This is a genomic window from Cupriavidus sp. 05N39, from assembly GCF_056397325.1.
The window spans coordinates 162,718-175,713 of sequence record NZ_JBFTNE010000003.1; the positions used below are offsets into that span (position 1 = coordinate 162,718).

The 12,996-nt window shown below is 64.4% G+C and carries 14 protein-coding genes; 7 read left to right on the top strand and 7 right to left on the bottom strand.

The window, feature by feature from the left end:
- Nucleotides 1-60: 60 nt before the first annotated feature.
- The 5 genes from AC1DN0_RS02595 to AC1DN0_RS02615 all read right to left on the bottom strand — a co-directional run bounded on the left by AC1DN0_RS02595 (nt 61) and on the right by AC1DN0_RS02615 (nt 4,493).
- Nucleotides 61-843, bottom strand: coding sequence for a hypothetical protein (locus AC1DN0_RS02595; protein WP_441628090.1), 783 nt, complete (start codon nt 841-843; stop codon nt 61-63).
- 11 nt (nt 844-854) lie between these two features.
- Nucleotides 855-1,730, bottom strand: a complete 876-nt coding sequence (locus AC1DN0_RS02600) for a DUF2092 domain-containing protein (protein ID WP_477145514.1) — start codon at nt 1,728-1,730, stop codon at nt 855-857.
- 46 nt (nt 1,731-1,776) lie between these two features.
- Complete coding sequence (locus tag AC1DN0_RS02605; RefSeq protein WP_045238578.1) at nt 1,777-2,073, bottom strand: hypothetical protein; 297 nt, start codon at nt 2,071-2,073, stop codon at nt 1,777-1,779.
- Nucleotides 2,074-2,278: 205 nt separating this feature from the next.
- Entirely contained in the window at nt 2,279-3,019 is a 741-nt protein-coding gene (locus AC1DN0_RS02610; RefSeq protein WP_477145515.1) for an acetoacetate decarboxylase, read from the bottom strand.
- Nucleotides 3,020-3,044: 25 nt separating this feature from the next.
- Nucleotides 3,045-4,493, bottom strand: a complete 1,449-nt coding sequence (locus AC1DN0_RS02615; RefSeq protein WP_441628096.1) for a patatin-like phospholipase family protein — start codon at nt 4,491-4,493, stop codon at nt 3,045-3,047.
- A 374-nt stretch (nt 4,494-4,867) separates the two neighbouring features.
- Here AC1DN0_RS02615 and AC1DN0_RS02620 point away from each other — a divergent pair, with 374 nt between their 5' ends.
- Nucleotides 4,868-6,397 (top strand): sensor histidine kinase, encoded by a 1,530-nt coding sequence (locus AC1DN0_RS02620; RefSeq protein WP_477111095.1) that lies wholly within the window; start codon nt 4,868-4,870, stop codon nt 6,395-6,397.
- The gene (locus AC1DN0_RS02625; protein WP_441628102.1) at nt 6,394-7,068 is read left to right on the top strand and encodes a response regulator transcription factor; all 675 of its coding nucleotides are present in this window, start codon (nt 6,394-6,396) and stop codon (nt 7,066-7,068) included. Before AC1DN0_RS02620 ends, AC1DN0_RS02625 begins: the two co-directional genes overlap by 4 nt.
- Before the next feature lie 36 nt (nt 7,069-7,104).
- On the opposite strand, the gene AC1DN0_RS02630 is transcribed toward AC1DN0_RS02625, so the two are convergent.
- Nucleotides 7,105-7,389 (bottom strand): hypothetical protein, encoded by a 285-nt coding sequence (locus AC1DN0_RS02630; RefSeq protein WP_441628104.1) that lies wholly within the window; start codon nt 7,387-7,389, stop codon nt 7,105-7,107.
- 217 nt (nt 7,390-7,606) lie between these two features.
- Here AC1DN0_RS02630 and AC1DN0_RS02635 point away from each other — a divergent pair, with 217 nt between their 5' ends.
- On the top strand, nt 7,607-8,482 hold the full coding sequence (locus AC1DN0_RS02635; RefSeq protein ID WP_441628106.1) for a transporter: 876 nt from the start codon (nt 7,607-7,609) through the stop codon (nt 8,480-8,482).
- A 17-nt stretch (nt 8,483-8,499) separates the two neighbouring features.
- Here the strand turns inward: AC1DN0_RS02635 and AC1DN0_RS02640 are convergent, their stop codons facing one another.
- Entirely contained in the window at nt 8,500-9,261 is a 762-nt protein-coding gene (locus AC1DN0_RS02640; protein WP_441628108.1) for a bestrophin-like domain, read from the bottom strand.
- Between the two features lie 409 nt (nt 9,262-9,670).
- Here AC1DN0_RS02640 and AC1DN0_RS02645 point away from each other — a divergent pair, with 409 nt between their 5' ends.
- The 4 genes from AC1DN0_RS02645 to clcA all read left to right on the top strand — a co-directional run bounded on the left by AC1DN0_RS02645 (nt 9,671) and on the right by clcA (nt 12,972).
- Nucleotides 9,671-10,318, top strand: coding sequence for a potassium channel family protein (locus tag AC1DN0_RS02645; protein WP_477145516.1), 648 nt, complete (start codon nt 9,671-9,673; stop codon nt 10,316-10,318).
- A 295-nt stretch (nt 10,319-10,613) separates the two neighbouring features.
- A complete protein-coding gene (locus tag AC1DN0_RS02650) occupies nt 10,614-11,093 on the top strand; it encodes a glycine zipper family protein (protein ID WP_441628112.1) in 480 nt (159 codons plus the stop codon).
- Between the two features lie 89 nt (nt 11,094-11,182).
- Nucleotides 11,183-11,581 carry a hypothetical protein gene (locus tag AC1DN0_RS02655; protein WP_477102394.1) on the top strand — a complete coding sequence of 133 codons (399 nt, stop codon included), beginning with the start codon at nt 11,183-11,185 and terminating at the stop codon, nt 11,579-11,581.
- A 74-nt stretch (nt 11,582-11,655) separates the two neighbouring features.
- Nucleotides 11,656-12,972 (top strand): H(+)/Cl(-) exchange transporter ClcA, encoded by a 1,317-nt coding sequence (gene clcA, locus AC1DN0_RS02660; protein WP_477111096.1) that lies wholly within the window; start codon nt 11,656-11,658, stop codon nt 12,970-12,972.
- Nucleotides 12,973-12,996: the final 24 nt, after the last annotated feature.

A 12,996-nucleotide genomic window follows, 5' to 3' on the forward strand; every position in this document is an offset into this window, starting at 1 on the left:
CCGGGTATTCGCAAACCCCGCGCAAACCCCGCGCAAACCCAGCGGAAATCCAGCCGATGCTCAGGCTGGCGTTGGCACCACGCGATAGTAGACGCCGTTGGCGCCATAGGAGGGCTTGAACCACGTGTTGCCGCACAAATAGTAAGTGCCGCCCTGCACGGTGGGCGTGATGCAGCCCGCTGGCAGCGTCGGGTAGATCGCCCCCATCGCAAACGCCGTACTGGCCGGGGCAGCGGCAGCCGTCGCCCCGGCGACCACGCCGGCGTTGTAGGCATTGGATGTAGCGGCGGCCGTATTCGCCGATGCCACGGCCGCGCCTGCCGCCACGCCGACCACCACGCCCGCCGCGGCGGCCCCTGCGGTGGACCAGCCACCGCAGTTGTAGCACCCGGACCCGTAGTTGTTCACGACGACCGGCGGATGGTACGCGGGGTACGTCGCACCGTAGTAGGGACTGTGGTACGCCGTCGCGCCCGAGGAGTTCGTATAGGTCGTATAGCCGGATCCCGTGGCGTGCGTCGCCGTGCCGCCATACGCACCGGTGGCGGTAGTGCCCTGCCCGTAGGTGTGGGTCGCGGTCCCGCCATAGCGGTTGGTGGCGGTCGTCTGCCCGGAACCTTCCGCGTGCGAGGCGGTGCCGCCGTAGCGGCCGGTTGCGGTCGTGCCCTCCCCGTAGGTGTGCGTTTCGCTGCCACCCCAGGCGTTGCTCCGGGTCGTGGAATCCGAACCTGGCGCGTGCGATGTGCTGCCTCCGCGATAGTTGGCGTGCGACCACGCCCCCACGGGACCGGCCGCGAGCGCCGGGATCAGCAACCCCAACAGATGGATCACGGCTTTCTTCATGATGCGTCTCCTCATTGCCCCTTGGCCGGCCTGGACTTCGGAGGAGGCTTCATGCCCGGCCCACCCTTTGCATCCGGCGGCTCGAACGCAATGCGCGCCGCGCCGGCCGCGCTGGCTGAAACGAAGGCGCTTGCGGGAACGGCGGCGTCCAGCTCCCAGTTGGAGAGTTCCRGCACATGGCGCAAGCGGGTACGGTCATTAAGGTAAACGGCATAGATGCGGCGCGGCAGCTTGTCCTGCGTGCCGATCCAGGCCTGCACGAACACATCCCCGGTGACATACGCCACCATGTCCGTTGTCGTATTCCCGACCACGCCTGACTGACCGATATAGAACGCGGTCTTCAGTCCGCCGGCGATGTCCTTGTAGGGATCCGTGACGATCACGTCGGTAAACGGGAAATAGATCGCCGCGGTATCGTAGGCCTTCTGCAGCGCGGCGTCGATGGTCGGCGGCGCGTCCGCGACGGCGACGAGGTTCTCTGCCGGCGCAAGTGCCATCATGCTCTTGCCGTCGTAGTAGAACTCCGAGGGGGGCCCGTCTCCGAGCGTGACGATCTTGAGCTTGTCCGGCCGCTGCATGACCACCTGCGATTTGGTGGAATAGACGAGCGGCGGACCGAGGCGGCTAGGACTTTCATAGGAGACAACGGCCGTGAACGCCATCGTCCTGGCAGCGGCCAGGCGGGCGCTCGCCCCTTTGAGGATGTCTACCGCGCGCGGTTCGATGCCGGCCTGGAACGCCGGCGCGGCAGCCTTGGGCACCGGCTTGGCGGCGGCCTTCGGCTTGTTCTGCGCCGGCTGGGACGGCTGTGCCATGCCGTTCGCGGACAGCAGCAAGCCCAGCACCACAAAGGCTGCGCGCAACAGCAATTTCTCGTTGATCATCGCGGTCTCGGTAGATCATTCAGTCTGGTGTTGCACCCGACGGCGATCACGGAATCATGCCGCACTCGAACATCTTGTTGACGATCGGCGCCGCCACCCTGTTGATGAACGCGTTGCGCATCTGCGGATCGTCGCGCAGCAACTGCACGGCTTCCTGCTCCTTCGCGGGCTTCGGCTGCCCCTGTTTCTGGGCTTTCTCCTGCCATAACTGCTCGCAGGACGCGCGCTGGTACTTTTGAACGAGCTTCTCGGCGACCTCGTTCATGATCGGGTACTGAGCCCTGGCGACACCCGCAAACAGCAGCGCCGGCACCACCGCAAACCACAGCAGACGCCTGGTCATGATCTTCCTCGCTTCGTCGTGTCGATGATGGTGACGAGGCAGCGAATGTGCAGGCACTATCGCTTCCGGACACGCTGCCTGACCCTGGATTCCCTCAGCACGGGTCCGTCACGACCTGACGCCAGGGAAGAGCCATTCCATCCATAGACTATGCAACCCGCCGGGGGGCCGATATAGGACCATGGTCCAATGCGCGCGAACGCCATCACGCGGCGAGATAATCGTGGACCACGGTACCCAGCCCGAGCGTCAGGTCGGTCAAGATATGCACGCCCGAGATCACTTCGAGCAYCGGCAGCGACGCAACCGGCGCGAGCGCGTGATGAAACAGCTCGAGCCCGGCCGGCCCTTCCCAGGCCCCCTTCACGGTGATGTCTTCGCAGAAGTAGCGCACCAGTTCGCAAATACGAGCGGTGCCATCCACATGCGGAATGATCTTGAGCAGGAAGTTGGGTGCCGACAGCGACGCCAGGATCTTGTCGTGGTCAAGCGCCCTGTGCTTGTACCCCATCGTCGCCACGGCGATCGGGACCGGGCCGTAGCGCAACACGCCGCCGATCGTATCCTTTTCGATGCGTAGCTGCGGCGATGCCAGCTTCTTGGGAAAGCCCCAGATTTCACGGCCCGCCGCGATCGGCGATCCATCGTCGAGAAACATCGCGTGCACGTAGCCGCCGGTTTCGCCGCGAAAGCGCACCGGGATCACCTGGCCGCTTTCCGTATAGTCGCCGAAGCCGGTCGAATCCGGCATCCGGATAAATTCAAACTTCACGACCGGGTCGGTCATCTCCAGCGGGGCGGGAATGACGGCAGCCAGCGCGGCGGGATCGGTCCGGTAGGTAACGATCAGAAACTCGCGATTGATAAAACGATAGGGGCCCGGCGGGAACGCGGGACTCGTGAGCGGCATCGCGAAGGCGAGCCTCTTGATCTCTGCTTCGGTCATGGCGTGTGTTCCTGTTGGCGGGGCGCTACGAGGTCATGTCGTAAATGCCGATCCCGCTGGTAAGCGCCAACGCTTCCTTCCATTTCGGACTGGCGACGGCGCGGCGTGCGTCCTCAAGCCCGCCGTTCCACAGATCGGTCACCGTGGCGCGCGAGAACTCGTAGTCCTTGAAATCGGAGGATTGCGTGTTGTGCCGGTTAATGAAATGCAGCAGCGCGACGGTGCCGCGCGTGCTGATCGCCGTGAGCCGCTCCACATCCGGATCCGACTGCAGCGCCTTGGGCAATTTGTCGATGACACGGCGCAGTGCGCCGCGAAGGCCTTCGATTTCCCTGACGCGCATCGTGTTGAAGCGCGTCTTGCTTGCATACTGGATGTCCTTGACTCGTTCCTGGACCTGCCGCAGATTCTGCGGCATCTCGCCCGCCCCGCTGAATACATCGACCTGCAAGACCAGCGCCCCCAACCGGAAGTTCTCGTCGACGATGTACCACAGCGGCGAGTTCGAAACGATGCCGCCATCCCAGTACAGTTCCCCGTCCACCTCCACGGGCGGGAATCCCGGTGGCAGCGCACCGCTCGCCATCACGTGCTCGGGCCCGATCTGCATCTGCGCGTTGTCGAAATAGACCGAGTTCCCGGAGCGCAGGTTGACCGAACCCAGCGAGAGCCGCACATCCTTGCGGTTGATCACGTCGAAGTCGACCAGTTTCTCGAGTGTTGCCTTGAGCGGCCGAGTGTCATAGAAACTCAGGGCTTCGATGCTGCCGTCGGGTGCCAGGAAAGGCGGGGGAACCCGTGGCGTGAAGAAGCCAGGAACCCCGAACGTTACCGAGGATGCCGCGCTGAAGGCATTCAGCATCGGACGCCACGGGTCCAGGTAGGCAGGTGGAATAAATGGCGCATGCGCCGACATCCGGTCCCAGAATTCGCTCAGGCGCTCCACGCGGCGCTCCGGCGCATTGCCGGCGATCAGCGCGGCATTGATCGCCCCGATCGAAACGCCGGCAACCCAGTCAGGCATCAGGCCGCAGTCGGCAAGTCCAGCAAAGATGCCCGCCTGGTACGCACCCAGCGCGCCGCCGCCTTGCAGGACCAGAATCGTATGGTCGAACCTTCCCCCGAGCGCGGCTGCATCCGAAGGGGTCGCTTTTTTTGGCTGCGCCATGATCGTTCCCGGGGAATGGAGCCGGTGGTGAGACGTGATGAGATTGTGGAGCGCTTCACCCGCGACGATAGCGCCGCGCTCAGAGCCGTGCGCACAGCCAGGCTCCCTGACGTCGGCCTGGCCCGCCGTGGCGAACGCAGGCACGAGAGGCTGAAAGCGGGACCATGCGGCCAGCCAAATACACTCACCTGAAAAAATAGTCCGCGTGCAATGTGCCGGCAATTGGACCTTGGTCCCATTCGATCGCGAATTCGAGCATCCGGCCGGCCTCACCCGCTGGGTATCGCCGCTTTCGTAGTTGCGCAATCGAGACTAATGCCTTTTACAAAGGGACGACAGCGCCTAAACTTTTTTTGCCCATATGCCACTTGATAACCGGTTTGCCCTGGCCGCCAGTGATGCTTCATTCACCCCAGCGCCCTGTCGCAAGCCAGTATCCGCCAGCAGAAACGGAATTGCGTCGCGTTTCAGGGACGCGATGCAGCAACAAATCAAAGAGGGATATGGGACAGGTTCGCTTCATGGCCCTGCGGAGATGTCCGGTAACGCGCACGTTGTTGCAACTGCGCAAGCGCCTGATACGACCGCATGCGCGCTGAGTTGCTCGTCTGCTCGCCGGCTTGCCGACGGCAGCGGGTTCGCGCAGGCCGCGCGAACCACTGACAGGGGAGCACGGCGCCATGACCATCGTTCACACCGCTGCCGTCCTGGAGGCTGCGCTCATCGCACTGCTGCTGATGTTGCAGTTCCGGCGCGCGCGCCATCGCCAGGCACCCGCAGCCACGGATGCGCCGATCACCCCGGCCCTTGGCACAACAAAGCCGCCGCACCGGCCTTTTGCTTTTAACTTCCTGCGTACCCGTGTCGCCAACGCAACGTGGGAGCAGCAGGCCACAGGATCGTCCGCGGAACAGCCATGCCCTCGCGAAGCGCCAGGATCTCGCCAGTCCTGGCGGCAGAGCTGGCGCCCCATCCGCGCGCGCCTCACTGCCGCCGGCGGGTTCCGGCGCACCGCCGCTCACCATGAGCCGCATGAAGCCCTTGCGGAAGCGCGCGGCGATCTGCCAGAAAGCGCCCGCGACGCCACGCGGCGAGTGCAGCGCGACGAGACATTGCGCTGCACGCTGGAACTGTTGCCGTTTGCCATATTGATGACGAATGCGCATGGCCGGATCGTGCTGGCCAATGCCAGCGTGGCAACGCTCTTCGGCTATCGCCAGGATGAGCTGATCGGCGCTAGCGCGGACGCGCTCGTTCCCGGATTGCAGGGCGATCCCGTCCGCCGTGCCGGCGCCGTGGACGCGCCGCTGGCCTGGGCGACAGGCGGTACGCGCGACCTGTTCGCGCGGCGCAAGGATGGCACCGAATTCCCGGCGGAAATCACAGCCAATCGCGCTTGGTCCGACGACGACCCGCTTACGCTGACGGTCATCATTGACCGGACAGAGCGGTACGAACTTCAACGCAACAGGCAGGAGCTCGCCCACCTGACTCGTGTCTCCACGCTCGGAGAACTGGCAAGTTCGCTCGCGCACGAATTGAACCAGCCGCTCACGGCCATCCTGAGCAACGCGCAGGCAGCCCAGCGATTCATGGCGAAACAACCGATCAATCTCGCCGAAGTGCGCGAGATACTGCAGGACCTGGTCGATGACAACCATCGCGCGAGTGAAGTGCTTCGCAGGATCCGTGCGCTCGTCAAGAAAGGCGAACTCGAGGCAGCGCCGCTCAGCCTTGCCCGCGTCATCGGCGATGTGGTCTTGCTGGTGCACAGCGACGCGATCGTGCGCGGCATTCGCGTGCTGCTGAACGTCGATCCCGGACTGCCGCCCGTGCAGGGCGACAGCGTCCAGGTGCAGCAGGTCGTGCTGAATTTGTTGCTTAACGCATTCCACGCGACGGAGTCCCGCTCGGCGCACGATCGCGAGATCGTGGTTGGCGCCGCGCTCGATGGCGCCGGCATGGTGCGCGTCTGGGTACGCGATCGCGGACCCGGCCTCGCCGCCGACAAGCTGGACAAGCTCTTCAAGCCGTTTTATACGTCGAAGCGCGAGGGGCTCGGGCTCGGGCTGTCGATCAGCCGCACTATTGTTGAAATGCATGGGGGCCGCATCTGGGCGGAAAACAACAGTGGCCATGGCGCCACCTTCCATTTCACTTTGCCCATCGCCACTGAAGCCGAGTGCCTTCACTCCGGACAACGACCATGAACCACGCCACACCAACCGTCTTCGTGGTGGATGATGACGACGCAGTGCGCCGGGCGTTGACGCGCCTGATCCGCTCCGCAGGCTACCGGGCCGAAGGGTTCGGATCGGCGCTCGAGTGCCGTGCGTACCTCGAATGCGGTCCGCCCGCGGACTACAACGCCTGCCTGGTACTCGACGTGCAACTGCCTGACTTGAACGGCCTGGAGTTTCAGCGCGAATTGCGCGGAGCAGGCATGCCCCTGTCGATCATCTTCCTCACCGGACACGGCGATATCCCGATGAGCGTCAGCGCGATGAAGGCGGGCGCGACCGACTTCCTGGTGAAGCCGGTCAGCGATACCGACCTGCTCAATGCCATCGAGACCGCATTGGGGAGCGCGTCGCAAGCGCTCGCGAGCCGCATCGAAATCGAATCGATTCACAATCGCATCGAGCGGCTCACGCCGCGCGAGCGGGAAGTGCTGGCGCTGGTGGTCGAAGGCCGCCTGAACAAGCAAATGGCTTGCGAACTGGGCACGGCCGAAAAGACCATCAAGGTCCACCGTGCCCGCGTGATGAAGAAGATGGAGGCACATTCACTGGCAGAGCTGGTGCGGGTCGCCGATAAGGCTGGCATTCATCTGCCGTCCCCTCACCAACCGCGGAGCCCCGCGTCAGTCGCGGCAACATGACCGCGCCTGCGTGTGCCTGGCTCCATCCGTGGATCTTCAGTTGCAGCCCTCATGCCGGGCCGTCTTGGCGCATGTCTTCCCGCTCGGGCTTGTATATACGCCCTTGCCATTCTTGGTCTTGGCCTCTCCGCCCTTGCTCGTCTCTGTCGTCGTCACGCCATTCTGATTTTTCTCGGACATCGCAGCGTTGCCCGTGTTCCGGTTATAAGCACCAGCCGATTCTCCATTGTTGCAAACCACAACGCCGCGCGCGTTGGTGGTGCATTCGGCAAACGCGTTCGAGCAAAGCATCACACATGCCAACAAAGCTAGAATTCTCATGGCTACCCCTTGTTATGGCCGGCACAAGGACCTTGCGCCATCGCATCCTCTGCTACAGAGTAGATCATTTCCGCCGGCTTCCCGTGCCTCTGGCAAAGACATGCCGATTGACTCGCGTTCCACCCAATCAAAGTCGGTTGAAGCGCGCAGACGGCGCGCGGACCGGGCAGGATTAACGACACGTGCCGTACGGCGCCTTCGGTACGCGAGCGCCGGCATGATCCTCCTTTGGGCAGTCTCCGGGTCTGCGCAGGAAATGGAGCCGCGCGCCTATTCCGCCGTGCCGGTCGGAACGAACTTCCTGTTGATGAGCTATGCGCGATCGAGCGGCGAGGTCCTGCTGGATCCTTCGCTGCCGGTGACCGACCTGCAAGCCACGATCAATACCTACGCAGCGGGCTACTCCCATAGCTTCGGGATTGCGGGACGTACGGCAAGCGTCGCGTTGTTGGTTCCTTACGCCAATGCGGACCTGACCGGCAACGTCGAGGGCGCGCCCGGGCACGCCTACCGGTCAGGCATGGGCGACATCAGGATGAGATTTGCCGTGATTCTGCTGGGTGGCGAGGCACTCACACCGGAACAATTCGCGCGACGCAGCCCCACCGCTTCACTCGGCGCCAGCCTCAGCGTGGTCGCGCCGACCGGCCAGTACCTGCCATCGCGCCTGGTGAACGTGGGTTCGAACCGTTGGGCATTCAAGCCCGAGATCGGGTTATCCCAGCCTCTCGGCAACTGGTTCGTGGAGGGAATGGCGGGCGTGTGGTTCTTCACCGACAACAACGACTTCTTCGGCGGCAATCGGCGCAGCCAGGAACCGCTGCCTGTATTCCAATGGCACGGAGGCTATAACTGGCGACCCGGCCTTTGGCTCGCTGCGGACGTGACGTATTTCACTGGCGGTCAGACAAGCGTAAATGGCGCTCAGGGCCAGGATCTGCAGCGCACCGTGCGCTACGGCGCCACGCTGTCCGTTCCGCTTGCGGCGCAATGGTCCGCGAAGCTCGCGTGGTCGCGCGGGCTGACAGCACGCATCGGCGGCAACTTCCAGACCGTTTCCATCACGCTTCAATACCGGTGGTTTGACCGCTGACCTGCTGGCCCGCCGACCTACTGGCCGAGATGGGCGAGCGCGTCGCGCATAGGCGCAAGCGACACGCTGACCAGCCCGTAGAGCGGCGTGCTCATCTCCTCGATCAGGAAAATCGCCCCTGCCGTCGATAGCGCGCACATCATCAAGGCTGCAATGATGGTCCCGTTGCGGTCGGCGAACAAGCCGAAGGTGCCGAACACAATGGAGAGCCACAGCACCAGCACGATCAGCAGGGATATCGGAATCGTAGCCTTCGTCTGCAGCAACGCCAGCCAGCGCGCAGCAAACACGTTATCGATAATCTGGAGGGCTTGCGCCTTCAGTTGACGCTGCCGGTCGTCGCGGGGCGCCAGTGCCTCCAGCGCGCGCTGGAACTCTTCCAGCCGGCTGACCGCTTCGGCATTACCCAGCGTCCCCAACTGTGTCTCGTCCAAAGAACCGAGGATCTGGACCTTTTCGGCGTAGATACTCTTGAGCAAGCCCCGGACCTCGCGCGTTTCCGGCCCATACTTGGCCAGCACGCGATCGAGATGGATGACGCTGGCGGAATTCTGCACAAGCTCGGCGCTCGTGGTGTCAAACGTGCCCTTTGCCGACGACACCAGCAGCCCGAGCACCAGCGCGGCCATCGTTGCGATCAGGCCGGTCGCCATTTTGACAACACCGATTGATTGATCGCTGAGGTGGTTCTCCGGCAGCACGGCGCGCGTGTACATGCCGACCAGCGAACTGCCGAATACGCACACGAACACGATCAGGGCGATGACGATGTGATTCATGCTTCAACCCTCCGCATGTGGTCATGAGCGCAGCGCCCGTGGGTATCCAGAGAGCTACCCGAGAACACCGCGGCCCGGCGGACCTGGCCTTGCCCCCCCGATTCACTGGGGTCCCCGCCGCCTCGTGCGGCACGCACCGCGGATGGCTGGCACGACATATTGGGATGGCAGGCGCCGCGACGGAGCGGCATTGGAAAAGAGGGACCCAGCCATATCTTGCTCCCCGCTCGCCATGACGCAATTGGACCAAGGTCCCATAGTGCCGGCTCTTCAGTGGTGCTAGGTTCACTGCGCAATGCGTCGAGACTGTGCGCCGGCATGGCCCCGCCCGCTTCCGACGCGGATGGGAGCGGCTATGGCACATGCGCAATGGTGGCGTGAGCACGCGCAGCAAATACGCGCCGGGAGCATGGTAGCGCTCCTGGTCCTGCTCCTGCTGCTCGTGTTCGTCGTACCGTTTTCAGTGGCGCCGGACAGCTTCTACGCGCGGCTGATGCGGGAGTTGCTCCTGTCGCTGATTCTCCTGACCGGCGTGGCGGCGGTGTCGGACCGCCGCTTGCAGTTCCTGATGGTCGCGCTGGTCGCCGCTGCGGCCATCCTGGTGCGCTGGGCGGGATGGCTCTTTGCGCCGGCGCATTCGCAGGGGATACTTGACGAAACCGTGCTTGTTTCACTTGGCCTTCTTGGCGTGGTCATCGGGATCAAGGTGTTCAGCCCCGGCACGGTGACATTCGACCGGATCCTGGGCGCCGTGGCCCTCTATATATTGATCGGGGTTGTCTGGGCGGAAGCCGACCAGCTCGTCAGCGTTCACGTTCCCGGCGCCTACACTGGAATCCCGAACACCGACACGGCTTCGGATCGCTCGGTCTGGCTCTACTTCAGCTTTGTCACGCTGACGACGGTAGGCTATGGCGACATCACGCCGGTCGCCAACRCTGCGCGGGCGCTTGCGATTCTTGAGGCGCTGATCGGCCAGCTTTATCCGGCGATCGTGCTTGCGCGGCTGGTGTCGCTACGGGCTGCGGGCGAAGGGTCCGGCGCGAACCGATCGTGAACGATGCCGGAGAGTCTGCGGCGCCGGTACCCTATTGGACCAAGGTCCAATTGCCTTTGAGCGCCAGCGATACCAATATTGCCTACAGCCGTGGCGAACCGCGAAGCATCGTGGACGCATCGAAGCGTATGCGCGTCCTGCAACCACCAGTCACCTCTGCACGAGATGAGCGGCCCGATCCTGGCATTCCCACGGGCCGGGCGCGAGTTCCGGCCTGAGGCCGGAGAGGTTTTCTCACCGTCCCGGATCAATCGGGCGGTGACGCCGTAGCGAATGACACCCGGGACCTGGAGCCATGCAAGGAACTGCTCGAACTCTGATCGGCCTGGCAATCGCGTCGCTGGCATCGGCCGCAGCAGCGCAGCAACCCATCATCTACCCCGCAAGGGGACAGAGTCCGCAGCGCCAGCAAACCGATACCGCGGAATGCCAGTCGTGGGCGCAGCAAACCACCGGCGTCAATCCTGTCGCGCTCGCGGAGCGCATGGCCCAAAGTCCGCCACCCCAACAACAGCAAGGCCGGCTCCTTCGCGGCGCCGGGGGTGGCGCATTGTTCGGGACCCTGATCGGCGGGGCCGCGGGCGGCCACTGGGGCGAGGGAGCCGCGGTCGGTGCGCTCGTCGGCACGATGGGCTCCGGCATGCGGATGCGGCGCGAACAACAACAAATGGACATGCAGCAACAAAGCATGCAGCAGCAGGCATCGGGTCAGCTTTCGACGTACAACCGTGCGGTGGCGGCATGCATGACTGGCCGTGGCTACACGGTCGAGTAGCGATCACGTCAGCATCATCGGGGCGCCGGCCAGCCAGTCCGTTGCCCCGTCTTTCGCTGGCCGGTTCACGACAGGCAGGAGGAAGCGCCATGCTGAAGACATTGCGGGCAACCGCCCTCGCTACCCTTGTTTGTGCAACACCTGCATGGGTGCTCGCCGCGGACTTCGACGGCAGCAAGCCGCTCTTGTGCGCCACCGTCGACGCACACTTCTGCGATATCGGGGAGGTCTGCTATCGAACGCTTCCTGCGATCCTGGGCGCGCCGCAATTCATGAAAATCAATTTCGCAAAGAAGACCGTGTCGGGACCACAGCGTTCCACCGACATCCGCTTCATGGAGCCAAGCAATGGGCAGTTGCTTCTTATCGGCACGGAGCTGGGCTACGGCTGGAGCATTGCGCTCGACACCAAGACCGGCTCCATGTCCGCGACGCTTGTGAACCGCGAAGACGTGTTCGTACTATTTGGCGCCTGCACACCGTCGTAGATCGCCCCGCGCTCCGCGTTCGCTGCCGTTACCTGCGCGAGCGGCCTTGGCGCTTGCGTAGATATGCGTAGATCATGAACAGCACCGATGTCGACCGACAGCGCGGCGGGCTGGTCGCGCTCGCCATCGCGTCCCTCATCGTGGGAGCGGCCACCGGACTGCTGGGGACGCTCTTCCGGTTGGCGCTTGAGCATGCGGACAGACTACGCGGCCTGTTCGTCTCGTGGGCACACGGGCACGTCATCGGACTGGTCCTCGTCCTGTTCGCCGCCGCGGCCTCGACCGCCCTGGCGGCATGGCTCGTCAGGCGCTTCGCGCCAGAGGCGAGCGGCAGCGGCATCCCTCACGTCGAGGCCGTGCTGAGCGCCGACCAGCCTGCCGCACCCCTCGCGCTCGTCCCGGTCAAGTTCTTTGGTGGCGTGCTCGCCATCGGCGCCGGGCTGGCCCTGGGCCGCGAAGGCCCCACCGTGCAAATGGGTGCGTCGATCGCCCACCTGTTCGGGACACTGGTTCGCCGCAACGCGGACGACTGCAGGGTTCTGCTCGCGGCTGGCGCGGGTGCTGGACTGGCGACGGCGTTCAATGCGCCGATCGCCGGCGCGGTGTTCGTCCTCGAAGAACTGATGCGCCGGTTCGAGACGCGCACGGCCATTGCTGCGCTCGGCGCGTCGGCGGGCGCCATTGCGGTAGCGCGCCTGATCCACGGCGATCTGCCGGATTTCCAGCTGGCAGCACAACCGTTTCCCGGTGCCGGAACGGTGCCGGCGCACCTCGCGCTCGGTGTGGTCGTCGGCCTTGCAGGGGTCGCCTATTGCCGCACGATCCTCTGGGCGCTAGCCACAGCCGATGGGCTCGCCCGCTGGCCGGCCGAAGTGCGCGCCGCGCTTGTCGGGGCCGGGGTCGGACTACTCGCGTGGTTTGCTCCGGACCTGGTGGGTGGCGGCGACGCAATCACACAGCGCGCTCTCGCGGGAACGGGCGCGCTTTCCGGCATCGCGCTGGTGTTCCTGATCCGCTTCGGCCTCGGAGCCGTATCGTACGCCGCGGGTACGCCAGGCGGCCTGTTTGCGCCGATGCTCGTTCTGGGCGCGCAGACGGGCCTTGTCTTCGGCAGGATCTGTATTCACTGGTTCCCGGGCGTGGCCGCTTCTCCCGGCGCGTTCGCCGTGGTCGCCATGGCGGCCTTCTTTACGGCAGTGGTGCGCGCCCCGATCACCGGCATCGTCCTGGTGACGGAGATGACGGCAAGCTTCACATTGCTGTTGCCCATGCTCACAGCCTGCTTCACCGCGATGGTCGTCCCCATCATGTTGCGCTGTCCGCCAATCTATGAATCGCTGGGCGAGCGCCTTCCGCAAAAACAGCGGACCGCGGCGAAGCCCGACCCCTGATTCGCTCCATGCGGCCGGCGCCGA

Coding starts and splice junctions, on each gene's coding strand:
- AC1DN0_RS02595 (WP_441628090.1), bottom strand. CDS start 843: ATGAAGAAAGCCGTGATCCATCTGTTGGGGTTGCTGATCCCGGCGCTC.
- AC1DN0_RS02605 (WP_045238578.1), bottom strand. CDS start 2,073: ATGACCAGGCGTCTGCTGTGGTTTGCGGTGGTGCCGGCGCTGCTGTTT.
- AC1DN0_RS02620 (WP_477111095.1), top strand. CDS start 4,868: ATGACCATCGTTCACACCGCTGCCGTCCTGGAGGCTGCGCTCATCGCA.
- AC1DN0_RS02625 (WP_441628102.1), top strand. CDS start 6,394: ATGAACCACGCCACACCAACCGTCTTCGTGGTGGATGATGACGACGCA.
- AC1DN0_RS02630 (WP_441628104.1), bottom strand. CDS start 7,389: ATGAGAATTCTAGCTTTGTTGGCATGTGTGATGCTTTGCTCGAACGCG.
- AC1DN0_RS02635 (WP_441628106.1), top strand. CDS start 7,607: ATGATCCTCCTTTGGGCAGTCTCCGGGTCTGCGCAGGAAATGGAGCCG.
- AC1DN0_RS02640 (WP_441628108.1), bottom strand. CDS start 9,261: ATGAATCACATCGTCATCGCCCTGATCGTGTTCGTGTGCGTATTCGGC.
- AC1DN0_RS02650 (WP_441628112.1), top strand. CDS start 10,614: ATGCAAGGAACTGCTCGAACTCTGATCGGCCTGGCAATCGCGTCGCTG.
- AC1DN0_RS02655 (WP_477102394.1), top strand. CDS start 11,183: ATGCTGAAGACATTGCGGGCAACCGCCCTCGCTACCCTTGTTTGTGCA.
- clcA (WP_477111096.1), top strand. CDS start 11,656: ATGAACAGCACCGATGTCGACCGACAGCGCGGCGGGCTGGTCGCGCTC.